The organism is Thiomicrorhabdus sp., assembly GCF_963662555.1.
GTDB lineage: Bacteria > Pseudomonadota > Gammaproteobacteria > Thiomicrospirales > Thiomicrospiraceae > Thiomicrorhabdus.
Map to the genome: position 1 here is coordinate 2,284,995 of NZ_OY759719.1, position 24,663 is coordinate 2,309,657.

At 39.1% G+C, this 24,663-nt stretch carries 26 protein-coding genes; all 26 read right to left on the minus strand.

The features are described from left to right. Positions 1–10: 10 nt before the first annotated feature. The 26 genes from ACORJQ_RS10295 to fliS all read right to left on the minus strand — a co-directional run bounded on the left by ACORJQ_RS10295 (position 11) and on the right by fliS (position 24,655). Positions 11–886, minus strand: coding sequence for a MinD/ParA family protein (locus ACORJQ_RS10295; protein ID WP_321324262.1), 876 nt, complete (start codon positions 884–886; stop codon positions 11–13). Then, positions 876–2,051, minus strand: a complete 1,176-nt coding sequence (flhF, locus tag ACORJQ_RS10300) for a flagellar biosynthesis GTPase FlhF (RefSeq protein WP_321324264.1) — start codon at positions 2,049–2,051, stop codon at positions 876–878. The genes ACORJQ_RS10295 and flhF overlap by 11 nt, the downstream gene beginning before the upstream one ends. Before the next feature lies 1 nt (position 2,052). Continuing rightward, a complete protein-coding gene (gene flhA, locus ACORJQ_RS10305) occupies positions 2,053–4,143 on the minus strand; it encodes a flagellar biosynthesis protein FlhA (protein WP_321324266.1) in 2,091 nt (696 codons plus the stop codon). Positions 4,144–4,181: 38 nt separating this feature from the next. Then, positions 4,182–5,306, minus strand: a complete 1,125-nt coding sequence (gene flhB / locus ACORJQ_RS10310) for a flagellar biosynthesis protein FlhB (RefSeq protein ID WP_321324268.1) — start codon at positions 5,304–5,306, stop codon at positions 4,182–4,184. 3 nt (positions 5,307–5,309) lie between these two features. Continuing rightward, a complete protein-coding gene (fliR, locus tag ACORJQ_RS10315) occupies positions 5,310–6,086 on the minus strand; it encodes a flagellar biosynthetic protein FliR (protein WP_321324269.1) in 777 nt (258 codons plus the stop codon). A 4-nt stretch (positions 6,087–6,090) separates the two neighbouring features. Continuing rightward, the gene (gene fliQ, locus ACORJQ_RS10320) at positions 6,091–6,360 is read right to left on the minus strand and encodes a flagellar biosynthesis protein FliQ (protein ID WP_321326879.1); all 270 of its coding nucleotides are present in this window, start codon (positions 6,358–6,360) and stop codon (positions 6,091–6,093) included. Continuing rightward, positions 6,360–7,049 carry a flagellar type III secretion system pore protein FliP gene (gene fliP / locus ACORJQ_RS10325; RefSeq protein ID WP_321324270.1) on the minus strand — a complete coding sequence of 230 codons (690 nt, stop codon included), beginning with the start codon at positions 7,047–7,049 and terminating at the stop codon, positions 6,360–6,362. The genes fliQ and fliP overlap by 1 nt, the downstream gene beginning before the upstream one ends. A gap of 74 nt (positions 7,050–7,123) precedes the next feature. Further along, complete coding sequence (gene fliO / locus ACORJQ_RS10330) at positions 7,124–7,561, minus strand: flagellar biosynthetic protein FliO (RefSeq protein WP_321324272.1); 438 nt, start codon at positions 7,559–7,561, stop codon at positions 7,124–7,126. Next, complete coding sequence (fliN, locus tag ACORJQ_RS10335; protein ID WP_321324273.1) at positions 7,561–8,013, minus strand: flagellar motor switch protein FliN; 453 nt, start codon at positions 8,011–8,013, stop codon at positions 7,561–7,563. Before fliN ends, fliO begins: the two co-directional genes overlap by 1 nt. Next, positions 8,006–9,025, minus strand: a complete 1,020-nt coding sequence (fliM, locus tag ACORJQ_RS10340) for a flagellar motor switch protein FliM (RefSeq protein WP_321324274.1) — start codon at positions 9,023–9,025, stop codon at positions 8,006–8,008. Before fliM ends, fliN begins: the two co-directional genes overlap by 8 nt. Before the next feature lie 11 nt (positions 9,026–9,036). Then, a complete protein-coding gene (locus ACORJQ_RS10345; protein ID WP_321324276.1) occupies positions 9,037–9,636 on the minus strand; it encodes a flagellar basal body-associated FliL family protein in 600 nt (199 codons plus the stop codon). 24 nt (positions 9,637–9,660) lie between these two features. After that, the gene (gene motB, locus ACORJQ_RS10350; protein WP_321324278.1) at positions 9,661–10,542 is read right to left on the minus strand and encodes a flagellar motor protein MotB; all 882 of its coding nucleotides are present in this window, start codon (positions 10,540–10,542) and stop codon (positions 9,661–9,663) included. Between the two features lie 27 nt (positions 10,543–10,569). Next, positions 10,570–11,421: a flagellar motor stator protein MotA gene (gene motA, locus ACORJQ_RS10355; protein WP_321324279.1), complete on the minus strand. Its 852-nt coding sequence runs from the start codon at positions 11,419–11,421 to the stop codon at positions 10,570–10,572. Positions 11,422–11,464: 43 nt separating this feature from the next. Further along, complete coding sequence (locus ACORJQ_RS10360; protein ID WP_321324281.1) at positions 11,465–12,451, minus strand: methyl-accepting chemotaxis protein; 987 nt, start codon at positions 12,449–12,451, stop codon at positions 11,465–11,467. A 9-nt stretch (positions 12,452–12,460) separates the two neighbouring features. Then, complete coding sequence (locus ACORJQ_RS10365; protein WP_321324283.1) at positions 12,461–14,062, minus strand: flagellar hook-length control protein FliK; 1,602 nt, start codon at positions 14,060–14,062, stop codon at positions 12,461–12,463. Positions 14,063–14,150: 88 nt separating this feature from the next. After that, positions 14,151–14,600: a flagellar export protein FliJ gene (gene fliJ, locus ACORJQ_RS10370; RefSeq protein WP_321324285.1), complete on the minus strand. Its 450-nt coding sequence runs from the start codon at positions 14,598–14,600 to the stop codon at positions 14,151–14,153. An 84-nt stretch (positions 14,601–14,684) separates the two neighbouring features. Next, a complete protein-coding gene (gene fliI / locus ACORJQ_RS10375) occupies positions 14,685–16,031 on the minus strand; it encodes a flagellar protein export ATPase FliI (protein WP_321324287.1) in 1,347 nt (448 codons plus the stop codon). Between the two features lie 42 nt (positions 16,032–16,073). Further along, the gene (locus ACORJQ_RS10380; RefSeq protein WP_321324289.1) at positions 16,074–16,892 is read right to left on the minus strand and encodes a FliH/SctL family protein; all 819 of its coding nucleotides are present in this window, start codon (positions 16,890–16,892) and stop codon (positions 16,074–16,076) included. Beyond that, positions 16,893–17,915: a flagellar motor switch protein FliG gene (gene fliG / locus ACORJQ_RS10385; protein ID WP_321324291.1), complete on the minus strand. Its 1,023-nt coding sequence runs from the start codon at positions 17,913–17,915 to the stop codon at positions 16,893–16,895. Position 17,916: 1 nt separating this feature from the next. After that, positions 17,917–19,608: a flagellar basal-body MS-ring/collar protein FliF gene (gene fliF / locus ACORJQ_RS10390; protein ID WP_321324293.1), complete on the minus strand. Its 1,692-nt coding sequence runs from the start codon at positions 19,606–19,608 to the stop codon at positions 17,917–17,919. Positions 19,609–19,664: 56 nt separating this feature from the next. Further along, a complete protein-coding gene (fliE, locus tag ACORJQ_RS10395) occupies positions 19,665–20,003 on the minus strand; it encodes a flagellar hook-basal body complex protein FliE (RefSeq protein WP_321324294.1) in 339 nt (112 codons plus the stop codon). Positions 20,004–20,173: 170 nt separating this feature from the next. Beyond that, positions 20,174–21,583, minus strand: coding sequence for a sigma-54-dependent transcriptional regulator (locus ACORJQ_RS10400; RefSeq protein ID WP_321324296.1), 1,410 nt, complete (start codon positions 21,581–21,583; stop codon positions 20,174–20,176). Then, complete coding sequence (locus ACORJQ_RS10405; RefSeq protein ID WP_321324298.1) at positions 21,580–22,719, minus strand: sensor histidine kinase; 1,140 nt, start codon at positions 22,717–22,719, stop codon at positions 21,580–21,582. Before ACORJQ_RS10405 ends, ACORJQ_RS10400 begins: the two co-directional genes overlap by 4 nt. 36 nt (positions 22,720–22,755) lie before the next feature. Beyond that, entirely contained in the window at positions 22,756–23,838 is a 1,083-nt protein-coding gene (locus ACORJQ_RS10410; protein ID WP_321324300.1) for a sigma-54 interaction domain-containing protein, read from the minus strand. 90 nt (positions 23,839–23,928) lie between these two features. Continuing rightward, positions 23,929–24,216: a hypothetical protein gene (locus ACORJQ_RS10415; RefSeq protein ID WP_321324302.1), complete on the minus strand. Its 288-nt coding sequence runs from the start codon at positions 24,214–24,216 to the stop codon at positions 23,929–23,931. Between the two features lie 4 nt (positions 24,217–24,220). Continuing rightward, positions 24,221–24,655, minus strand: a complete 435-nt coding sequence (gene fliS / locus ACORJQ_RS10420; protein ID WP_321324303.1) for a flagellar export chaperone FliS — start codon at positions 24,653–24,655, stop codon at positions 24,221–24,223. Between the last annotated feature and the right edge of the window lie 8 nt (positions 24,656–24,663).

Here is a 24,663-nt window from a genome sequence, read left to right on the forward strand (position 1 = left end):
TGCCACCTTATTAATGCCCTGAATTAAACAGGTTCTCAACAAAAAACTGTAAATAACCCGTTACTCCTCTTGGGATTGGCCATCTTTCAACTTGTTTAGCCATATCATTAAATGACTTTGATGCAATACTATTTGGACGGTAAACCGTAACCGGAACCTGTTTCTGAACAGCTTCTCTTAAATCATGATCGAATGGAACCGAACCTAAAAAGTCGATGCTAACATCTAAAAATTGTTCACAAACCTTAGCAAATTTTTCATAAAGCTGTCTTCCATGGCCAGGCGTTCTACTCATGTTAGCCAATAATCTAAACTGAGTTAACTGATAATCTCTGCTTAAAACTTTAACAAGAGCATATGCATCAGTAATAGACGCTGGCTCATCGGTTACAACCACAACCACTTCTTGGGCAGCTCTACAAAAACTCACCACACTATCGGCAATACCGGCAGCAGTATCAACCAACAAAATGTCAATATCACCACTTAACTCAGAAAAAGCATTGATGATTCCAGCATTTTCTAAAGCACTTAATTGTGCCATTCTTCGAACACCAGAAGCGGCAGGAATAATTTTTAGCCCACCAGGACCTTCAACAATAACTTCTTGAAGCGTTTTTTCACCATCTAGAACGTGAGACAAGTTATATTTAGTTTGCAGACCAAGCATGATATCCACATTGGCTAAACCCATATCAGCATCCATTAACAATACTCTATGACCCAGCTTAGACAATGATATTCCTAAGTTTACAGATACATTTGTTTTACCCACCCCACCTTTACCACTGGCTACAGCAATAACTCTAACGGGTTGTGTTTCACTGCTTGAAGTTGTTTTATTTGTCTGCATTGCACGTAATCCTGCTGCCTGATCATTGAGCATCAGAAATCTCCTTTCCCATTCCTAATCGGAACGCTTGCTCATTTTGATTATGTTCTTTATTTTGTTGACCCAATACAATGAATCGATCAATAAATTCTCTGGTTCTCACAGATTCTAAATCCTCTGGCACTCTCTGCCCATTTGATAAATAGGCAATAGGTAACTGTTCTTCTATTAAAACAGTTAACACATTACCTAATTGTACGGCCTCATCAACTTTGGTCAAGATACATCCGTGCAATACCACCTGACTGAACGATTTTACAATATCTTTCATAACAGATAATTGTGTTGCAGCAGACATAACTAAATAGTTTCTAATGGTAGCAACACCTTCATGCCCAGAAGTCACTTGTTGCGAAAGTTGCAAATCTCGCTGACTCATTCCTGCTGTATCAATGAGTATTAACCTCTTATGTGAAAGCGATGCTAATAGAGCATAAAGTTCACCTTGCGTTTTAGCGATATGAACAGGAACATTAATTAGATCTGCAAACGTTTTTAATTGTGCCTGAGCACCGATTTTATAACAGTCTGTAGTAATCAAAGCCAATTCATTTGGACTATTTCTCATCACAAAGCGGCTTGCTATTTTTGCTATTGTGGTTGTTTTGCCAACGCCTGTTGGCCCAACTAATGCAAAAATACCACCTCTATCAATAATATCTCTATCTGCAGTAGGTATCTGTTCTTCCATCTGCATCAAAATAGCTGACCAAGACTGGTTATTGACTTGTGGCAGTTTATTGACCAATTTTTCACTTAAATCCCAACCCACTCCAAGCTTAACCAATTTTTTAATAAGCTCTATTCTTGCTGGGTCATTTTGCTCAGTTTGATTCCATGCCAGTCCTGATAGTTGATTCTCAAGCATTGCTTTAACGGCTTTAAGTTCCTCAGCCATATTAGCGATCTCAGGATTAGGCTGTTGAACTTGTTGAGAATTAAACTGATTTTGTTGGGTCTCAGATGTGTTATATGTGCTTCCAGTAGAAGCTTGTTTTTCTGGCTGATTTTTATTTGAATCCGGATCTAACGCCGCTACAATTTCAACACCATTACCAGTATCTTTGGTCGATAAAATAACGGCATCATCACCATGTTCTTCTCTAACAATATTCATTGCTTGCCGCATATTGGGAGCAAAATAACGTTTTATTTTCAAGTTATCCTCCTTGCCCTACGCTAGCCACAACACTAATCTGTCGGTTTTCTGGCACCTCTGAGTACGCTAATATATATAACGTTGGCAAACTGTACCTAAACAGTCTTGCTAATTGTGCTCTGATTTGCGGTGCAACCAGTAAAACCGCAGATTGACCTGACATTTCCATTTTTTGAGATTCTTCTTTTAAAGTGGTGTGTAAACGTTCTGCCAGGCCTGGTTCAATTGCTAATTGTCCTTCAGGAGCCCCTTGAGTTGCTTGGAGCAATATCTGTTCCAAGCTTGGGTCTAAAGTAATGACCTTAAGGTCTTCATCTTGTCCAACAATTCCCTGAACAATAGAACGTCCTAATGCAGTACGAACATGTATCGTTAATTCGGCCGCATCTTTAGTAGTGTCTGCTTTCTTAGTTAAGGTTTCTAAGATTGTTCGCATATCCCTAATAGAGACTTTTTCTTGTAATAAATTTTGTAATACCCTAACTAAAGTTGCTAGAGATAACTTATCAGGAACAAGCTCATCAACCAATTTAGGTGACACCGTTTTTAATTTATCAAGCAGTTTTTGAACTTCATCATGCCCCAATAGATCAAAGGCGTAATCTTGAATAAGTTGACTGACATGGGTAGCCACCACGGTACTTGAATCGACTACCGTATAACCTAGTGCCTGTGCCTGATCTTGGTCAGTCGGTGCTATCCAAACCGCATCCAAACCAAAGGTTGGATCTTTAGTAGCTGTACCAGCAATTTCACCAAAGACTTGGCCAGGGTTGATTGCCAACTCTCTATCTGGAAAAACTTCACCCTCACCCGCTGGTACACCCATTAACATGATCCGGTATTGATTTGGTTTTAAATCTAAGTTGTCTCTGATATGTACAGGAGGAACCAAAAAGCCAAGCTCTTGAGATACCTTACGGCGCACCCCTTTCACACGATCTAATAGCTGACCGTTTTGTGCTTGATCAACCATAGGAATTAGCCGATAACCAACTTCTAAACCCAATACATCAACATTTTGAACATCATCCCAGCTTAAATCTACTGGTTTTGCCTCTTCTTCATCAGGTATTTCGATTGGTGTTGATTCTTGCTCTTGAGTTTTCTGTTTATGAATTAAATAAGCTCCGCCCCCTGCAACACCAGCAAAGGCAAGAAAGGCAAAGTTTGGCATACCAGGAATAAGACCTAAAAAACCTACCACACCAGCTGCAGTCGCTAAGGCTTTTGGGTTAGCAAACATTTGCAGTTGAATCTGCTCCCCCATGTCTTTTTTATCACCACCAGTAACGCGAGTCACAATAATCGCAGTCGCAGTAGAGAGTAATAGGGCTGGAATTTGGGCAACCAAACCATCACCCAGTGTCAAAATGGTATACACCTGAGCCGCATCACCAAACGATAAGTCATGTTGGCCTACACCAATTGCAAACCCACCAATTAAATTTATAAAAAGAATCAAGATACCGGCAATGGCATCTCCTCTTACAAACTTACTTGCCCCATCCATAGAGCCATAAAATTCTGCTTCAGTAGATATTTCTGCTCGTCTTACTTGAGCTTCTTCTTGAGTAATTAACCCTGCATTTAAATCGGCATCAATAGCCATCTGCTTTCCGGGCATAGAGTCTAAAGTGAATCTGGCAGACACTTCCGCAACACGTCCTGCACCTTTTGTTATCACCACGAAATTAATAACAACTAAGATGGCAAACACCACCAAACCTACTGCGTAGTTTCCACCTATAACAAACTCACCAAAGGCCTCAATAACGTCACCTGCAGCGGCACCACCATTATGACCTTCAAGTAAAATAACGCGGGTAGATGCAATATTGAGTGACAACCTAAATAAGGTTGCTAATAAAATAATGGTTGGAAAAACGGCAAAATCTAGTGGTCTTTTGGCATACAGAGTCACCATTAACACAACCAAGGAGAGTGCGATATTAAATGTAAAGAATACATCTAATAAAAAAGGAGGAAGCGGTATAGTCACCATACCCAACAGAACTAATACCGCAATAGGTATGCCCAAGCTACTAGACAAGCTCTCTTTGGCTTTATTGATAAGTTGAGTAAAGTTCATTAATGAATTAAATAACCTGAGTGTGTTGAATATACATTTTATTCGGTTTTCATATCAGCTGGAATTGCTAAATTTGCAAAATCCACCTTATCTGCAGTACCAGTTTCTTTAAGCTGATAAACATAAGCCAAAACAGCAGCGACTGCTTTAAACAAATCGTAAGGTATAGGCCTGTCTATTTCAGCATTATAGTACAAAGCCCTAGCTAAAGGGGGGGCTTCTACCATGGTAATATTATTCTCTTTTGCAATGGTTCTAATTTGTGCCGCCATAAAGTCAACACCCATGGCTAAAATTACGGGTTCTTGCATACTTTCAGGATCATATTTCAGTGCGATTGCGTAGTGTGTAGGGTTGGTGATAATCACATCTGCTTCTGGAACTTTTTGCATCATTCTGCGTTGAGACATCTCTCTTTGAACCTGACGAATACGCCCTTTGACTTCTGGATTACCTTCTTGTTGTTTGTACTCTTCTTTGACCTCTTGCTTGGTCATTTTTAACTGCTTATTATGATCCCAAAGTTGAAACGGCACATCAATAGCTGCAACAATCAACAACGATAAACTGACAAAAATAAATGCTTCTACGATTAAGCTCCCAGAGTGAGCCAAAGCAAACTTAAGGGGTTCTATACCAAGTTGTAATACCTCATTAAAACTAAAATATAAAAAGAAAGTCGCCATTGTCATCACTAAAGCAAATTTTGCAAACGCCTTTGCCAACTCAAGTAACGCCTTTACTGAGAACATTCTTTTAATGCCAGAAACAGGATTTAATTTACTTGCTTTTGGAGCTAATGCCTTGGTACTAAAAGACCAGCCCCCCAATAAAGTTGGCGAAATAAGAGCAATAATTACCATCACCAAAATAAATGGCAAAATCATATAGATACCTTGAAGAATCAAAGCAATCATTAAATCAATCATTTTCTGAGAATCAAATGCAACATCTCGATCAAAACTAATGCCTTTCGTCATTAAATCAATAAAGTCTTGCATCATAAAGCCGCCATACATCAGCATAAAAATTGCCGCCGACAAGGTCATTAACAAAGTGGTTAATTCTTTGGAACGAGGTATTTGACCCTTTTCGCGGGCATCGTCTAATTTTTTCTGGGTGGGTTCTTCGGATTTTTCACTGCCGTCTGCATTTTCAGCCATGATTTACTCCGTTAAACGTAATTGGCTAATGACATCAACTGCACGATGAATTAGCTCTTGAAGATGAGGCAAAATTAAAGGCGTTGTCAGTGACAACATGACCAGGCCTGCTAATAATGTAAGAGGGAAACCAACTGCAAAAATATTTAACGAAGGTGCGGCACGAGTAACGACACCAAACGCCACGTTAATCAACAGCAGAGCAGTAATAGCAGGTAAAGCAATCAAGACACCTGCAGTAAACATATAGCTACCAAATTTGACTAAATTCCATAAACTTTCGGAATTAAGAAAATGTGTCCCTACTGGCAAGTATTCAAAACTATTTGCCACTACCTGAATAACTAATAAATGACCATTTAACGCTAAAAAAAGCAATGTCACCACAATGGTAAAATACTGAGATACAACAGGAGAGTTAACTCCTGTTCCTGGGTCAACCATTTGAGCGAATGCTAACCCCATACCCATAGCAATCAAGTGTCCTGCAATAACAAAAGCCTGAAAGACAATTAAAAAAACCAACCCCATTGCTAAACCAATTAGAACTTGTTGAACAAGATAGAGTACACCTTCATTTGTAAAAGGATCAACGGGCGGAGGAAGTGAAAGAGAAGGGGCAATAACGAGCGTAAGAAAAAATGTCAAAATAACTTTAGAACGCACAGGTACAGCTCTTATTCCATAAATAGGAATAATTGACAGCATGGCACCAATTCTAACAAATGGGTAAAAATAAAGGCCTACCAGTTGCAAAAATTCTGGATAGCTAAAAGACATCTGACTAACCAATCATGGCAGGAATATTTTGATAAAGCTCACGAGTAAAAGAGATTAACGTCGTTAACATCCAAGGACCTGCAACAACTAATGCAACACCAACAATGGCGAGCTTTGGAATAAAACTCAGCGTCATTTCGTTAATTTGTGTGGCCGCTTGAAACATACCCACCAATAAACCAATAATCAGTGCTGGAATCAATAAAGGAGCTGCCAACATGGCAGTTACTTCAAGCATCTTTTGCCCGAGTGTTAATACAAATTCTTCTTGCATCATATACCTCCAGGTACAACGAAGCTATTTGCTAAAGTACCAACAACCAAAGCCCAACCATCTATGAGCACAAACAGCATAAGTTTAAAGGGTAAAGAGATAATCATGGGTGATAACATCATCATACCCATAGACATCAATAAGCTGGCAACGACTAAATCGATAATTAAAAAGGGAATAAATAACATAAACCCAATTTGAAAAGCGGTTTTTAATTCACTTGTCATAAAGGCAGGAATAAGTACTTTAAATGGTACAGACTGAGGGTCTTTCAAAGTCACATCAGCCATTTCAGCAAACATACCCAAGTCATCTTCTCGAGTCTGTTGGAGCATAAACTGATGCATGGGTTTTGATCCGAGTTCTACCGCTTTTTGAAACTGTATTTTTTCATCAAGGTAAGGAGCTACGGCTGTGTCATAAACCTTATCTAACACTGGACCCATTATAAAAAGTGTTAAAAACAAAGATAAACCAATCAAAACCTGATTTGATGGGGTTTGCATTGTACCCAAAGCTTGTCTTAGTAGAGCCAAGACAATAACTATTCTCAAAAATGACGTGGTTGCAATTAATGCCGCAGGCAATAACGTTAAGCCTGTCATTAAGAGTAGGATTTGGATGGTTAAAGTGTAATCTTGATTACCAGCGGCATCCGTTTCTACAGAAAATGCAGGAATACCAGGCATAGCCCATGTCAATACAGGGAAAAAAGTAAGTATAAAAAATAGAGAGGGCTTTAATATCTTCACGAGTATGTCGACTATTTTCCTTTAGACTTAATGGCTTCTTGCAACCGCTTTGAAAACTGCCCTGAAACAGGAACATTTTCTTGGACTTCAACATTTTCTTCAAGTTGATGCAATCGACTTATTCTACTCGATGTCACCCCTACCAAAACTTGTTCTTTACCAACTTGCAATAACAAAATACGTTCCCTTTGCCCAACAGATAAAGCCCCAAGAACTTTAAGATTGCCGTCAGCCACACCAGGAAAACGTCCATAACGTCTTAACAACCAAGCAGAAATAAAAATAATAACCAGAACCAAAACCAAAGACAAAATAATTTGTCCAAAATATTCACTGGGTTGGGTAACTTTCTCTCCAATCAAAGGCATTTTATCTTCTGCAAACACCCAAGTAGTTTGAAGAGTTAATAGTAAAGTTAACCAGGCCTGCTTAATTAATTTCATGGTCATTACTTTAACTTTTTGATTCGCTCTTGTGGACTAACCACGTCGGTTAAACGCACACCAAACTTATCATTGATAACAACCACTTCGCCATGAGCGATAAGGGTTCCATTTACTAATAAATCTAAAGGTTCTCCCGCTAAACGATCCATTTCAACAACCGAACCCTGTGTATATGAGAGCAGATTACGAATAGAGACTTTTGCTCTACCAATTTCTAGCTGCAATGTAACAGGGATATCCATTAAGACATCTAAATCAACCTTATCTTTATTGCCACCACGTTCTGCGTTGAGTTCATCAAATGCCGCCGAGCTAATTGACTCAGCATTCATAGCATCTGCTTGCTCCGACAATGCATCTCCCCAATCTGCATCTGCAGAGCCTGTTGCACTTTCTGCATCAGCTTGTTCAGCTAAGGCGTCGCCCCACGCACTTAAATCTTCTTCATCACTCATCGTACCACTCCTTAACATTCTCTATCGTTCGCTCTTGATAAGCGGGGTGACGTAAAACTTCTTCTATTTTAACGGCTTTTTTATCATGGCTTTCACCTAGTTTGCCACGCATAATGGCAATATTTTCAGCTTTAACTGTAACTTGTTTAGGCATTTCCAGCGGAATAATATCGCCTTTTTCCATTCTTAATAAATCATCAACATTCATTTTTAGTTCAGCTAAACTCACACTTAAATCAATTTCAATATTTTTTGCTTCTTCTTTAAGTGTTCTTGACCAACGATTATCACTCTCACCTTGAAGATTTTGCATACCTTCTTCAAGCTTGTCTCTAACTGGTTCAAGCATGGCATAAGGCATGACAATATCAACACGCCCTTCAACCCCTTCAAAACGAACATTGATTGGACTCACAACAATCATATCAGTTGGGTCAACAATCCCTGCAAATTTAGGGTTCATTTCAGAGTGCATGTATTCGATCTCAATATCCATAACTGGACCCCATGCTTTACGCATGTTCTCAGAGGTGATATCAAGAATACTTCTTACCATACTCATTTCAACAGGTGTATATTCACGCCCTTCGATTTTGAAGGGAAGTAGACCTGTTCCACCAAAGTAGATATCAACCGCAGTAAAAATCAACTTTGAGTCTAAGGTAAATAATGACACTCCGTTTAACGGGTTAATACGATAAATATTCAAGCTGGTAGGCACAAATAGATTACGCAAGTAGTCAATCATTTTAATGATTTTTACTTCACCCGCCGTCACCTCAACACTCGCCATAATCATTTCATTAAAATGACGTTGAAAACCTCGAGCAAATCGTTCGTTAATAATATCTAAAGCAGGCAGACGACCACGAACAATACGCTCTTGGTTAGTAAAGTCATAGACTTTGGCACTCTGCCCCCCTGAAGTATCATCACCTTCAGTTTCGACATCACCACCGCCCATCCCTTTTAAAAGGGCGTCAACTTCATCTTGGCTTAGAATATCATCCATTTATAATCGCCTTACTGCATCACAAAACGTGTCATATAAACATCTTCAACTAAATCTGGGTAAATATTATGTTTTTCTAGAACCTTACGGGTCACATCTAAAATTTGTGCTCGTAACTGATCAGGCCCATCCGGTTTGATTAATTCATTGTAGTGCTGATTTCGCAATAAACGTTCAATATCATTTTTAAGAATAGGTCGTAAATATTCCATTTCACCATCTGGACCGACTACCTGAGGGTAATACGATAGAAACTTCAAATCAACTGCTAAGAATTTTGCTTGACCATCTCCATTGAAATTTACAACAAATTTATCCATTGTAAAATAACTTGGAGGTGCATCTGCCGCAGGTGGTTCAAACTGCTTATATTTAGGTGAATACTCTTTTGCATGCCCCATATCATGTCCGTCAGCTTCATCAGTACCATGCTCTGCTGAACCATGTACTTCAGCATTCGCTCCTTTTTCTTCTGAATGTTTATCAGCACTCAGGTACAAAAAAGCTAAAGCGCCAATACCAACTAAAAGAAGAATGACCACAACCAAAAGGACAATAATCAATCCTTTTCCACCGCTTTTCTTTTCTTCTTTAACATCTTCTTCAGACATGGTTTTTCCTTCCTTTTCTCTGGTTTACTGAGGAGTGAGTCGTAGCTTTTTACTCAAGTCTTCTACAGGTACTGCATCACTTAAGCTACGCAAACGCTGCTCAGCCTCTTTATTCAAAACAATAATACTAATTCTTCTATTTCTTGGATTATACGGATTTTCTTTATCAAACGGCACAGTATCCGCCATTCCAACTGTTTGTGCAATACGATTACTATCAACCCCACCTTTAAGTAACAGCCTTCTTGCTGCATTCGCTCGGTCTGCTGAAAGCTCCCAGTTGGTATATTCAGAGTTATCGTGATAACCCGACGAATCGGTATGTCCAGTTATACTTATTTTATTTCTGGTAGTCGATAAAACCTTACCAACTTCTTGCAATAACTTAGATGCATACTCTTTAGGTAAATCTACTCCAGTTTCAAACATTGGGCGTTTTCTATCATCCAAAATTTGTACCTGTAATCCATTAGGAGTAACGTCTATTTTTAACTGATCTTTTAATTCACTTAAAGAGTCACTTTGTGCAATCTGTTTTTCAAGCTGAAGCTTCATCGCTTCCATTTGAGCTTTTTCTGCCGCCTTACCCGAACCATCCTCATTTCCCTCAGTGCCTTTTGGTGAATCTTTAAATCCTCCCATATCAATCATTGCATCTGAAGTTTGACCCGCTTCTTTTGATTCAACAAGAGACATGGGCGAAGACTCTATTACCGTAGGATCTCTAAAGTATTCAGCCATTGCCTTCATTTCTTCGTCGTTAGTTCCACCCAAAACCCATAACATTAAAAAAAACGCCATCGCTGCCGTCATAAAATCGGCAAACGCAATTTTCCATGCTCCGCCATGTGCTGAGTGCGGGCACTTATTTAAGCGCTTTATAATTATGGATTGTTCATCACTCATGGCGTTTCAACTAACTCGAACTAGAGGTTATTTCTGGCTCTGTAAAAATTCATCTACTTCTGTAAAAGTAGGTCTTTCATGGCTTGGCACTGCTTTACGCCCGAACTCTACCGCAACTTGCGGGGCATATCCATTAAGGTTGGCCATTAAACAGGTTTTAATTACACCAAAAAATGCTCCTTCTGCCTCTGCTCTGTTAGCTAGTTCAGACGAAATCGGTGCAATAAAGCCATATGCAATCAGAATCCCTAAAAAAGTCCCTACTAAAGCAACAGACATATGATGAGCTATTTCCATCGGTCCTGCGTCAAGATAACTCATGGTAATAACAATCCCTAATACCGCTGCCACGATACCAAAGGCTGGCAAAGCCTCAGAAACCTTACCAATTGCGGCACTTGGCATCATAGCCTCATGGTGGTGGGCATCGAGTTCTAAAATCATTAAGTCTTCTAACTGATAAGGATTGCTTGCACCACTAATCATTAGCCTCAAATAATCACAAATAAAATCTACAGCATGGTGATCAGCAGCCACCTTGGGTGCACTATTAAACAATTCGCTTGAATGAGGGTCTTCTACATCCGCTTCAATTGACATTAAACCTTCACGACGTGCCTTATTAAAGATTTTAAACATGAGACCAAGCAACTCCATAAACAATTCTTTGTTTACATGGTGAGGCTTAGCAAGACCAAGTCCTTTTGAGAAACCAGCTTTAACTACCCAGCCCGGATTGGCAATAATATAAGCACCCAATGCACCACCACAGATGATAACCATCTCTAGCGGCTGAATCATAATACCTATACTACCGTGTGGTAAGTAACCACCCAATAAGGTACCGATTACGACGAGTGTACCTACTATTGCCTTCATCTATTCATCCTATATTGCTGCTCAAAAATTATGGTTTTACCCATTAACTGCGCTGAATAACGCCAGCCAATTCTTCTTGCGCAGATTTTAACTCAGAAAGGTCTGCGACTATACCATTAAATATGTCATTTACTCGTCCAGCTTGCTCTTGAGTAGAATCCACTCTGTTTTGACCACTCGCCATAACTTGCACCGCATTTCGTGCACGCTGCTGAAGCTCTTCAATAATGGTTTGAATCTCTGTTGTTGCTTGCTGAGTTTTACCCGCTAAAATACGCACTTCATCAGCTACCACAGCAAATCCGCGGCCATGCTCACCAGCTCGGGCGGCTTCTATTGCCGCATTTAATGCTAATAAATTTGTTTGTTCTGCAATATCACGAATTAAGACTAAAACCGTTCCGATATTACTGCTGTCCTCTTCTAAGCGTTTAATAACACCAGAAGCATGAACAACCTCATCTGTTAAGCCACTGACCTCTGTTATAACATTACCGGCAGATTCCATGCCTTGAGATGATCCTGAGTTAAGAGCCTGAAGCTTAGTGGCTAACTTTTGTGAAAGCATCATCAATTCACTGTTATCAAATTTTGCAGAGCTGGTTGAACTCTGTTGAGAATAGCAAGCCGCTAAAGTTTCATTTAACTCTTCAATTTGATTATCTAAGTCGGCAACTTTAGCTTCTATGGTTGATTTCTCAATCATCTCTTTAGTCACTTGGTTTGATGCTAACTCTAAAAGGTTATTAACAACGGTTAAAAGCTTTGGATCGGCATTGGCAAGATTAACCGTTGTGGCCAAATCTTTTTCGTTTATTACCTTTTGCAAAGCCTCAACTAATTCTGTTTGATCACAAGCACCCGATTTATTACATGTCATTAAATACACCAAAGAACCAACTACCAAGCCAGCAACAACCATTGCCATTACAACAAATCCAACAGTTGGAATACCTGCGATAGTTGATCCCGCATAGGCATTTTTTGTACTTAAAGCCACAAATAGGGCAATACTTTTTTCAAATTTCATCTCTCGCTCCTAGGCGTAAAAATCGACAATGTTATCGGACATGATTGTTGTTTTTGTTAATGATTGCTCAACCCCATCTGAATCAGCACTCATCGCAGATGAGTTAGCATTGTTTTCAGAACCAGATTCACCATCAGAATTATTTGCAAAATTTGATTGCTCTCCAACATCCACAGAGGCTAGATCAATACCAGCTTGCTCAAGCATTTCTCTAAGTCTTGGGATTGCATTTTCCATTGCTTCACGAGTCGTTAGATGCTGAGCATTCATGCTTACGTGTACTTGCTGATCTTTATCTATATGCAATTTGACTTGAACTGGGCCAAGCTTTTCTGGGTTAAGCGTAATTTGTGCTTGTTGTAGTTTATTATTTGCCATATAAACCACACGTTGACCAAAAGCTTGGCCCCACTGTGGAGATCTCACTGGTACAGGAATCGACTGCATTCCAGGTGGTAAGAATGTCTTTTTATCACCAGAAAGACCATCAATTGCCAGCAAACTTTCTTTGGAATCGGCTTTAACAATTAATTCATCCGTGGCTTTTACAGCCATTTGCTGTTCAATGTTTTGAGCTCTTTTCTCTTGAAACTGCGATGATTGAATCGCATTTGCTATATATGGTTGTGCATTTGGTTGTGTTCCTGGTTGAGCACTCTGCTGTCCGTTAGATTGAGAACCAGATTGACCACCTTGAGCAAAGCCAGAAGATTGAGAGCCATCAGAACTAGAAGCCCCCCAATGTGCAGCAGAACTAGTTTGACTACCTGGTTGCTGGACACCGGATTGCTGATTAACCACTTGCTGGTTGGCGGTTACTGTAGCACCGGCATGAGATACATTTGATGCCATGCCTGTAACATTCTGACTACTCGAGGCAACTGCACTTTTTTGTAGAGAATCCGTTGCCAAATTGTTGGCCTGGATGCTTTCTGGTGATGTTGTCTCATCGACCGACTTATCAACCGTTTCTTGTGTAGCCTCTGAAGGCATGGTTACATTTGCCACATTATTGGCAGACTCATCAATAGACGCATCTGAAACGCTGTAACCAAATTCTTGAGACTGACTTAAAATAGGGTTATCTACAGAATCCACCTCTTGATAACCAGCTAGGTTTAACACATTGTTTTGCTCAGGGGCTTCACCATCATTTACGACCATATCAACGGATTCAGTGTTTGACTGTACAACGATATCAAGATTGTTATCAGCACTTAATTCACTTGCCGCATCAATATTTGAATTTACCAGGCCTGGTAAATTGACAGAATCTTTATCAATATTGGGTACATCTAAATTAGCTACATCTAATCGCATGCTTGCAAAAGCCTCTGAAGGCTCGGCATTATCAACTTGACTTGCAGGGATTGTTTTACCTTCCAGTAACGCTGAAACATCAATAACAGAAACTGGCAAATCATTAGCAGTACCAATCGTTTGCTCTTCAGCCATCTTGTCTGAATTAGCAATCTGCTTACCTGGCTGATTAATCATTGAGGCAAAAAGCTGTGAAAATGGTTTCCCTTGTGGCAAACCTTGCCCTTTATCCAACATATTTAAGCCTTCTAGAGGCTGTTCAACTTGTGCAGGTTTAGCATTTATAAGCATTTGTATCTCACATCTGTACATTGCATCGTAAACTCAGAAAAGCAATATACATGCCTAACAAATAAAACACTGATAAAAAGAGAAATAACTAATGTGATATTTTCTGATTTTGAATATATTTTTGGGCTGACAGTTCATCAAGCATCCTTTGTTCTGCTCGATTAAGTATCGCTTGTTCATTATTACTAATACGTTTATACAACGCCTCTAAAGACTTTACTCTGGCTCTTTTTTCAATCCAGGCTTCTTTAGATAAAACCAACATTTTTTCAGATTCTTCAACCTGATTTTTTTGGGCAACTACCGCTTGGCTTAACTTTTCTGAAAACGCATTATGGGTTTGCAATTGAATGGGAGAAATTTGACCAACAGAACTCGGTTTTTTGGCATACTCATCACAATATAAAAGTAAAGATTCTAGCTGCTGCTTGGCGTCAGCTAATCTGGTTTGCATATAGGCATAAGTTTGAGCCGCCTTGTCTAACTCCATTTCGGCAAGCTCTACTATTTTTTTGATTCTTTGCAATCTACGTGACACAAATATCGTTTCCTTTAATAAGCATTACCGTCTGCCAGTAAACAATACAAATTGGTTCCTATCTATCAATTAGCTACGCAGCACTTAGCTTAAAGTCGACTTTAAAGCTTCTAAAGAAACATCTAGCGAAAATTGTTCATGAATACCTTGAGATAAAAACGCATTAAGAGCAGGATGTTTAGATATGGCTAAATCAATCCCTTGATCAGCACCTTTACGATAAGCACCAACACTAATTAAATCATGATTTTGCTGGTATGTTGAGTAGAGGTTTTTAAATTTTCTGGCCAAATTTAATTGTTCATCGGGAACAATATCTACCATTACTCGACTGATAGAAGACTCAATATCAATCGCCGGATATCGACCGCTATCAGCAATTTCTCTTGAAAGCACGATATGCCCATCTAAAACACCACGAGCCGAATCAACAATAGGATCAGACTGGTCGTCCCCCTCTGCTAGAACAGTATAAATTGCGGTAATAGAACCTCCGCCCAGCATTCCGTTACCCGCTCTTTCAACCAACTGTGGTAGCTTAGCAAAGACAGAAGGCGGATAGCCCTTGCTGGCTGGAGGTTCTCCAACCGCTAAAGCAATTTCGCGCTGGGCTTGAGCAAAACGGGTTAAAGAATCCATTAACAACAAAACATTTTTGCCCTGCTCTCTAAAGTATTCCGCAATGGATGTGGCTAACATTGCTCCATGCAAACGCATAAGTGGCGGATCATCTGCAGGGGTTGCCACGACGACTGAACGTTTGAGCCCCTCTTCACCGAGGTTATTTCTAACAAACTCATTTACTTCTCGGCCACGCTCACCAACTAGACCAACCACCACAACATCAGCATCCGTATAGCGAGTCATCATACCTAATAAAACACTTTTACCAACACCAGTTCCGGCCATTAAACCAATACGTTGTCCCTTACCTAATGTTAGCAATCCATTAATCGCCTTAATTCCAACATCTAGTGGTTCTTGAATTGGGTGGCGGCTCAAAGGGTTAATTCTCTCTCCTGCTAAAGATACATAATCGGTAGTTTCAATAGCTCCAAGTCCATCTAATGCTTCGCCGGTGCCGCTTACAACTCGTCCCAGCATTCCATAACCCACTCCTACTTTAACACCACCATCTACAGGCAGTACTTCAGCATTGGGCTCAAGCCCATTGGTATCGCCAATTGGCATTAAAAAAAGGCGACCATCATGAAACCCAACCACTTCAGCTTCAATCGGTGGTAAATCATGACTTCGCATGATTTGACATCGGGAACCGATAGGAGCAAATGTACCCACAACTTCTAACGTCATTCCAACCATTCGCACAAGCCTTCCTGCCACTTTTAGTGCCTGAGGTTTAATACCGCTTTTGGTTAGATGTGTTAACTTATCGCTCAAGTTTTGATTGAATTGTTTGGTGAGTTCCATACTTATCTTCTTGATCAATAAATGGATAATTAGATTACTGAATTACGCAGTACTGGATGTTTCTGAACTATTAGATATTTCTGGGATAACAGAATCTGATTCATCAGATACATCTTGTGAAACCTTTTCAACCACCTCATCAAACCGAGCAATCCAACTATTAAGAATGGTTGAATAGTCTTGCTTAACAATACAGGTTCCTAGTTCAATTTTAGGGTTTTCATGAAGAGACCACTTCTCAGAAATTGACGGCTGAGAAATTTGTAAAAAAGCCAAATCATCTGGATGTAAATAGATTTTTATCTCACTAGATGATTCAGGAAGAGCAGCTACCGATTCTCTTATCGTATTTAGAATCCACTCTTTATCAGCCTGCACTTCCTTTTTAATAACGGTTTTCGCAACATGCAATGCGAAATCAACTAGCTCAGAATAAATACGCTGTTCTAGAGAATCATAAGGAGTTTTAAGAGATGAGAGTATTGAATCAAACTGATCTAACTTAGGTTGTAGATTAGCAAAAACCTCAGATTTCGCCTCAGTTTTCCCGTTATCATAACCTTCCTCTTGACCTTTTTTTAGGCCTTCTTGGTAACCTTGCTCAAACGCTTTTTCGTAGGTTTCTTTTTTTATGATTTCAGCTTGTTTTTGAATTTCAGGCTGCATCTCTTGTTGAATTTTTTGATACACCTCATCAGAGACTTTTTTATCCGCTTGTTTAGTCTCTTCTTCAAAATTTGACATTTTCCAAGCTTTAATATGATTTGAAGAATCTATTTCAGAAGATGGCAAAAGAGTGGCAATCTCAGGTTGCTCATTATCTTCATGGTATTTCTTTTCTTGAAAAGATTCATCAACCACTTACACAAACTCCTCACCACCACCAGGCATCATAATTTTCTCTTCATCGGCTAAACGGCGAACTGTTTGAATAATGCTACGCTGAGCATCTTCAACCGCACTAAGTTTAACTGGTCCACCAGTTTCAAGATCATCACGCATAATATCTGCTTGACGTTTTGAAAGGTTAGATAAGAACTTCTCTTTAATGCCTGTATCTGCACCTTTAAGTGCCACAATAAGAATATCACTCGGTACTTCAGCAACAATTGTTTGAATACCTCTGTCATCAATACCATCGATGTCGTCAAAGACAAACATTTTGTCTTGAATAGCTTTACTGACTTCTTCATGCTCAATAGAGATATCATCTAAAATACGAGAATCAACGCCACCACCCACTAAGTTCAAGATTTCTGCGGCACGTTTTTCACCACCAATCGAGGCAAGCTTACCTCCCTCACCATCACTTGATGCATTCTCTAATACATCATTTAAATCAAATAAAGCCCGAGGCTGAATAGTCGTTAGAGTTGCAATACGGTAAATCACTTCGGACTGGAATCGTTCAGGAATTCCTCTTAAGACCTCTGCTGCTTGGTCAGAATCAAAATAAGATAATACAATCGCTATTACCTGAGGGTGTTCATTACGAAGCATATTAGAAATGGTTGATGGATGCTGCCATTTAAGAGCTTCAAGCCCCTTAACCTGGTCTCCAAGAAGTGCTGCATCCATAAGATGTCCACCTCCATCACCTAACGCATCCGCCATAAGCGATTGAGCATATTCACTAGGATCAACACCTAACGCATCATCTCCTAACTCATTTAAAAAAGACTTCATTACTGTATGGATGTCTTTATGGGACACATTTTCAACTGATGTCATTGCTGAACCAATTTGCTGTACCTCTCTTGGATTTAGGTGTTTTAGCACCTTAGCAGCAGAATCTTTACCTAAAGAAAGTAGCAATATGGCAGCTTTATCAAGCTTAGGAATATCTTTTTCATCTCCCATTTCTTCAATTAGTGAATCAGCCATATTAGCCTCCAGACATCCATTGTTTAATTACGTGAGCAGCCACCTTAGGATCTGACGCAACAATTGTTCGTACTTTCTCCAATAACTCATGCTCAGCTTCAGATTCGGCTTCAGACGCTACTGCTGTCTGTTCTACTTCCTCATTCATCTGTTCAAGAGCTCTAGAAATCTCATCTACATTTTCTAACTCTTCAGCTTCTTCAGGAACATCCTCAGGATACTCTAAGTAAGTCTCTTCTTTCTTAGATAAATCTTTCAACATCGGACGAATCACACCAAAGATAATAAATAGAACTGCCAGGCCTGCTAAAACTTGTTTAATTAAGTTCCAAAACCAGGTTTCTTGCCAAATAGGAGCTGTTTCAACCACTTCTGCAGGAGCAGTAACAAAAGAAGCATTTACAACACTTAAGGTATCGCCACGTGCCTCATCAAGGCCAACAGTATCACTGACTAGACGTCGATAACGAAGTAGCTCGTCTTCTGCAATAGGCTGCCTAACAATTTGCCCATTTGCATCAAGACTCGTTTTATCATCTAAAACCACTGCAACAGATAAACGGTGGATATTACCTACTGAATTTTTAATATGACTAACTGTTCTATCAAGCTCATAGTTTTTGGTTTTTTTCTCACTTGAGCTTTTTAAATTAGGATCATTACTTGCCTTATAGCCTTCTTCAGGTGCAATACCTGCTCTTGGAGGTTGATTAGTTAGAGCCCCCGGAATCCCTGTTGGTCCTTGATCACGATTAATCTCTTTTACTTCTTGTTCAGAGCGAATCGCTTCAGGATCCGGCTCATAGTTTTCTCGTGTCTGTTCTTGCTGTGTAAAATCAAGCTCGGCAGTTACCTGAGCCCTTACTTTATTCTCCCCGCCAACAATAGGAGCTAAAAGTCTAATAATACGGTTAGATAAGGTCTCTTCAACCTGGCGAGTATAATCCAGCTGTTTCATACTCATATGAAGCATGCCATTATTGGCATTTGAATTTGTTAGTAGATTTCCGTTTTGATCAACAACGGTCACAGATTTAGCATCTAAATTTGGAATACTTGAGGCAACTAAATAGACAATCGCACTGACTTGCTCTTCATTTAAGCTTCTACCTGGATAAAGCTTAACAACGACTGAGGCTGATGGCTTTTGCTGCTTTCTTACAAAAACTGAACGCTTTGGCAATCCTAACATCACTCGAGCAGATTTTACGGAATTAATAGATGAAACCGATTTAGCTAATTCACCTTCAAGAGCACGGTGATAACGAGTTGTTTCTTTAAATTGAGAAATACCAAAACCTTGCTCAACATCTAAAAGTTGATAGCCAGTAGCGGCTTGTTTTGGATAACCAGCGGCAGCTAATTTTATGCGAAGTGAATGAACTAAATCATTAGGAACTAAAATACCACCACTGCTGCTATCAATGCGGTATTTAACGCCTTCTTGCTCCAGCGTTTGTACAATCTCATTCATATCTTTGGCATCAACACTTCCAAAAAGCAGAGTGTAATTTGTGTTTTGCGACCACAAAAAAATACCCACAACAAGAGCCAGAGAAGCAGCTAAAGCAATCACTAAACTGACTTGTTTAGCAACAGATAGAGAAGTAAGATTATTTAATAAAGCAGAGCCAGTGCCACTTGGTGGCTGCATATTAAGAGAATTGTCGAGAGACGCTTGTTGATCTGCCATTATAAAATCTTCTTGTTTTTTAAATTAATGCGATTAGTTAGAAGGTAAGTTTCTAACTATAAAGGCATATTAATCACATCTTTATAGGCTTCAACGAGTTTATTTCTTACCTGAGTCATGGCTTGAAAAGAAAGGCTTGCCTTTTGAACTTGAAGCATAACTTCTGATAATTCCATTTCAGGGTCACCTTGTTCAAACGCGTTTTTCATATCGCCGGCTTTATGCTGCTCATGATTTACAGATTGTACTGATTCCGCTAAAAGTTCGGCAAAATTAGCCGCTTTTTCTTGACCACTTTCTGAAGTATTCGTTACATCAGCAGCCGATTTAGCTTCTGCTTGAGCAGCTAAAGAACGCATTTGTAACATTAAACTTTGTGTATCAATCGGATTCATTTACTCTATTCACTCTGTATAAGTACTAGGCCATTTCAACGGATTTATGAAAAATGTGAATTTATTATCACACAGTTTCAAAACACTTTCAGCAATTGATATGCCAGTTTTATGTCAAAAAACAAACAATTCCCTAAACTATTTATAACATTGGCCGATAACTACCGACTTTACGGAACGTCCACACCTTGCTCTTTAAGTTTTGCAATTTTATAACGCAAAGTTCTGGGGCTAATATTTAACGCTTCGGCTGTTTTTTGTCTATGGCCAGAATTTTGACGCAACGTTTCTAAAATCATCTCTGTTTCACGAGCTTTCAAATCCATCGGTAACTCTAGCGGTTTAAAATTTGTAGATTCAGTATTTTCAGACTCTTCAATCCCTTCACAAGCATTATCAGCTAACTCGGCTTTGGCATCCTCTGTCTGAGTTGGATTCATTAAACTATGCAAGGTATCAAAACCATCATCTAGCATGATATTTTGGTCTTGAATCGTATCACCAGACATCATAACCAATGCCCTTTGAATCACATTATCTAATTCACGAATATTACCAGGCCATGTGTATTGGATTAACCGCTTCATAGCAGGTGCGGAAATCATGGGCTGAACTCTTGAAGCTCCACAATGCCTTTGAATCAATCGTTCTGCAATCGCAGCAATGTCTCTAGGGCGTTCTCTTAAAGGAGGTAAATGCATTGGGAATACATTTAATCTATAGAATAAATCCTCTCTAAAGTCTCCCGTTGCAATCGCTTTTTTCATGTCAATATTTGATGCACTTAAAACTCTAACATCTAACTTAACCGCCTTTGCACTACCTATTCGTTCAACTTCTCTCTCTTGTAAAACACGTAATATCTTAGCTTGCAAATCGGGCTTCATCTCTCCAATTTCATCTAAAAATATTGTGCCATTTTGTGCTTGTTCAAACTTACCCGGCATAGCCTTGGCTGCACCTGTAAAGGATCCTTTTTCATAGCCGAATAACATAGCTTCCAGCATGCTTTCAGGTATTGCAGCACAATTTATTGCAACAAAAGGTTGTTTAGCTCGTGGCGATTGCATGTGTATATATCGAGCCAAAACCTCTTTACCTGTTCCGCTCTCTCCACTAATTAAAACGCTAGCATCGCTTTCTGCAACTTTCTTAGACATGGTTTTTAGTTGTTGTGTAGCAGGATCTGCAACCACAAAATCATCTTCAGAAGAGGCATCGCGGTTAAAATACACCTTGGCTTTTTCTACCAAAACACCAGCTTGAAAGGGTTTAACAATGTAGTCAACAGCTCCAGCTTTCATAGCGTCAACAGCTTGCTCAATCGTACCGTAGGCAGTCATTAAGACAATCGGTAAATAAGGTTTTATGGCTCTAATTCTAGTCATTAAGGTGTAGCCGTCCATGCCATCCATTCGAATATCACTGAATACCATACCAATCTCATCATTCAAAGCGGTTAATGCCTCTTCAGCACTGCTTACACTGATTACCTCAAAACCGTTTAACGATAAGGTATCAACTAATGCTTCTTGTAATTCTGAGTCGTCTTCTACCACTAATATTTTGGCAATACTCATGAGACTTCCTTCCTAGATGTTAAAGGTAAACGTAAACCAAATTGGGTGCCGTAACCAACAATGGATTTTACCCAGACTTCACCATTATGAGCTTCAGCAATTGCTCTTACAACCGCCAAACCAAGGCCTGTTCCTTTTGCACGACTTGTAAAAAAAGGTTCAAAAATCTTTTCTAGCTTATCTGATTCAATACCAGGGCCTTTATCACTGACAACGACATCGACTCTGTTGGCAGAAACTTTATTCACAGTAACTTCGATATCGGCCCTTTGGCCAACAATATCAATCGCATTACCCACTAAATTTTGCAAAGCAGTCATTAATGCATCTTTATCGCCTGTAATTACCAGGCCTGGTATAAATGCATTAAAACGAATCTTACTTAAAGATTGATTTATTTGAGCCTCAACACTCTGTTCTAACTGCTCTATTAAATCCTCAAGTAAAATCGCCTTATCACTCCCCTTTCCACCTTTTGCATACTGCAACATGTCTTTTACTAAAGACTCCAGGTGATTAAGGCTATTTAACGCCTTACCAACAAATTTTTCTCTTTTATCATCATCAAGGTGTTCAGAGTTCATTTGCGATACATAGAGCAATGCAGAAGAGAGTGGCGTTCGTATTTGATGAGCCAAAGAAGCCGCCATTTCACCCATAGAATGTAGGCGTTGATGGCGGCTTTCATGATCCTGAAGCTGCCTAGCAGCAGTAACATCCTGAATCAATAGAATTCGGCTTGAATCCTTATTTGATGTGGTCTCAGATAACTGGTAAACCATTTTATTATGTGTAATTAATTCACCCGCATCATTGGTAGTGAGAAAGACATTTTTAATAACTATATCCCAATCGCGATTAACCGCATCAGCACCTAAAATTTCTTGGGCACTCGGGTTCATCTCTACAATGACATTATTGTCACTTAACACAAGAACTCCAGCAGGTAAAACATCCAAAAGACGACTTAGACGATCTGCTACTCGTTTTTTTTCTTGGTCACTACGGGCTAATTGACTTTGTAAATGAGCCGCCTGATTTTGTAGTGCTTCATAGGAGGTAGTAAGCTGTAAAGAGGTCTGATTAAACAGATCAAAAGCCGCTTCTAACTCCTTGAGACGCTCTTGTTCTTGCATATCAATCAAATCCATTTACTCATAGTAAATTCTGTATTAAGAAAGGTCATATTTACGAATTTTTTCAACTAATGTAGTTCTATTAGTTTGTAGTAATTTAGCAGCTTGAGACACATTGCCATCTGTCTGAGACAGAGCTTTTTGAATGAGTTGTACCTCCATTTCTACCAAATACGATTTTAAATCCAAGCCTTCATCTAAATTTGGAGACCCCATGTCATGTCCCATGTTCTCTTTTTCTAGATTATTTTCTTGGGTATCAATTTGAGCATTCTCATTATCCATTTGCAGGTTATTTACTTTAGGTTCAGTAACCTCTTCTGCAACTAATAATTGAGCAGAGTTATCGATCTCTACCTGGTACTTAGCTGGTAAATCGTCATAATCTACTGACAGGCCTGGAAATAAAATTGATAAACGTTCCGCTAAGTTACCCAGTTCACGAACATTTCCAGGCCACGGATAATTCTGCAACGCGATTAACGCCTTTTCAGACAGTGTTGGAATCTTTCTACCCTCTGACTGAATACGAGCAAACATATAATCCAATAATTCAATAATATCTTCTGGTCGTTCTCGTAATGAAGGCATTTCAATAGGAAAAACATTCAAGCGGTAATAAAGATCCTCTCTAAAATCACCTGCTTCAATATTATCTTCGAGGTTTCGGTGTGTAGCAGCAATGATTCTCACATCACATTCAAAACTTTTATTACCACCTACACGTTCATAAATTCGTTCCTGGAGGACTCGCAGAAGTTTTACTTGCATAGGTAATGGCATATCACCAATTTCATCTAAGAAAATAGAGCCTTTTTCTGCCATTTCAAAACGCCCTTTACGAGCAGTAATGGCACCTGTGAATGCTCCTTTTTCATGACCAAATAGCTCACTTTCTAACAATTCCCCAGGAATTGCTCCACAGTTAATAGGTACAAAAGCACGATTTGAACGTTCAGAAGAGTTATGTAAAGCTTGAGCAACCACCTCTTTACCTGTTCCAGATTCACCTAAAATAAGAACGGTTGCATCGGTTTGTGCTACTTGGAGAATGAGTTTTTTAACTTTTTGCATCGCGGAACTAGAGCCCACGAGTGAAGTAAAAATTTCTTGAGACATTGAGTTGCCATTTAATTGTTTAATTCCTGGTTAACCTTTATATACGGCTTTTCTCAAGATGTCAAAATATTGGCAATGTTTTTTGTAGGTTTATTTTAAATAGGATCGAATTGATGCAGTATTTTGAGTGCTTTTTTCTAATTCACTAAGAATAGATTTTTGTGACTCAGTTATGTTTTTTTGTATTTTTTGGTTATCAGCAATTAACTCATTAGCAATCGAATTTAATGCATCACCATATTTATTCTTGGCAGATTGCAACATCTCAGCCCAATCTTTCTCAAGTTCGGAATAACGTTCCCAATTTTGGTCTTCAGCTGCAATCAACAAGTTTTTAGAGTGTGATAATAAAGTAATTTTTATTTTTTCTAAACTCACTTAACTATACTCTTAATCGATCTAATTGTTCTTTACTAGCATTTTTAATATTGTCTGGCATTTGTTGCCAGGCCTCACTCACGGTTTGAATATGGCCAATAACTTCTTCAAGCAATGCTGTGTCATTTTTTACAGACGATTGAAATAAAGTTTTATAACAATATTCATATAAACCATCTAAATTGGCTGCTACTTCACCCCCATTTTCTAAATCAAGATTAGCGCGTAACGAGGCCAAAATAGCCAAAGCCTTATTAATGTGTTCAGACTTCTTTTCAAAGTTCTTTTGCTCCATAAAAACTTTGGCTAAGTTCATATTTTTTATTGCACCGTCATAAAGCATTTGAACTAATTTATGTGGGCCAGCTTCAGAGACAGCTGTTTCAACATAATTATTTGCATATTGTTGAATGAATTGTTTTTTCAATGCCATATTCATGTTAATTA

Coding starts and splice junctions, on each gene's coding strand:
- ACORJQ_RS10295 (WP_321324262.1), bottom strand. CDS start 886: ATGCTCAATGATCAGGCAGCAGGATTACGTGCAATGCAGACAAATAAA.
- flhA (WP_321324266.1), bottom strand. CDS start 4,143: ATGAACTTTACTCAACTTATCAATAAAGCCAAAGAGAGCTTGTCTAGT.
- flhB (WP_321324268.1), bottom strand. CDS start 5,306: ATGGCTGAAAATGCAGACGGCAGTGAAAAATCCGAAGAACCCACCCAG.
- fliR (WP_321324269.1), bottom strand. CDS start 6,086: ATGTCTTTTAGCTATCCAGAATTTTTGCAACTGGTAGGCCTTTATTTT.
- fliQ (WP_321326879.1), bottom strand. CDS start 6,360: ATGCAAGAAGAATTTGTATTAACACTCGGGCAAAAGATGCTTGAAGTA.
- fliP (WP_321324270.1), bottom strand. CDS start 7,049: ATGCCTGGTATTCCTGCATTTTCTGTAGAAACGGATGCCGCTGGTAAT.
- fliO (WP_321324272.1), bottom strand. CDS start 7,561: ATGACCATGAAATTAATTAAGCAGGCCTGGTTAACTTTACTATTAACT.
- fliN (WP_321324273.1), bottom strand. CDS start 8,013: ATGAGTGATGAAGAAGATTTAAGTGCGTGGGGCGACGCCTTAGCTGAA.
- fliM (WP_321324274.1), bottom strand. CDS start 9,025: ATGGATGATATTCTAAGCCAAGATGAAGTTGACGCCCTTTTAAAAGGG.
- ACORJQ_RS10345 (WP_321324276.1), bottom strand. CDS start 9,636: ATGTCTGAAGAAGATGTTAAAGAAGAAAAGAAAAGCGGTGGAAAAGGA.
- motB (WP_321324278.1), bottom strand. CDS start 10,542: ATGAGTGATGAACAATCCATAATTATAAAGCGCTTAAATAAGTGCCCG.
- motA (WP_321324279.1), bottom strand. CDS start 11,421: ATGAAGGCAATAGTAGGTACACTCGTCGTAATCGGTACCTTATTGGGT.
- ACORJQ_RS10360 (WP_321324281.1), bottom strand. CDS start 12,451: ATGAAATTTGAAAAAAGTATTGCCCTATTTGTGGCTTTAAGTACAAAA.
- ACORJQ_RS10365 (WP_321324283.1), bottom strand. CDS start 14,062: ATGCTTATAAATGCTAAACCTGCACAAGTTGAACAGCCTCTAGAAGGC.
- fliI (WP_321324287.1), bottom strand. CDS start 16,031: ATGGAACTCACCAAACAATTCAATCAAAACTTGAGCGATAAGTTAACA.
- fliG (WP_321324291.1), bottom strand. CDS start 17,915: ATGGCTGATTCACTAATTGAAGAAATGGGAGATGAAAAAGATATTCCT.
- fliF (WP_321324293.1), bottom strand. CDS start 19,608: ATGGCAGATCAACAAGCGTCTCTCGACAATTCTCTTAATATGCAGCCA.
- fliE (WP_321324294.1), bottom strand. CDS start 20,003: ATGAATCCGATTGATACACAAAGTTTAATGTTACAAATGCGTTCTTTA.
- ACORJQ_RS10400 (WP_321324296.1), bottom strand. CDS start 21,583: ATGAGTATTGCCAAAATATTAGTGGTAGAAGACGACTCAGAATTACAA.
- ACORJQ_RS10405 (WP_321324298.1), bottom strand. CDS start 22,719: ATGCAAGAACAAGAGCGTCTCAAGGAGTTAGAAGCGGCTTTTGATCTG.
- ACORJQ_RS10410 (WP_321324300.1), bottom strand. CDS start 23,838: ATGTCTCAAGAAATTTTTACTTCACTCGTGGGCTCTAGTTCCGCGATG.
- fliS (WP_321324303.1), bottom strand. CDS start 24,655: ATGAATATGGCATTGAAAAAACAATTCATTCAACAATATGCAAATAAT.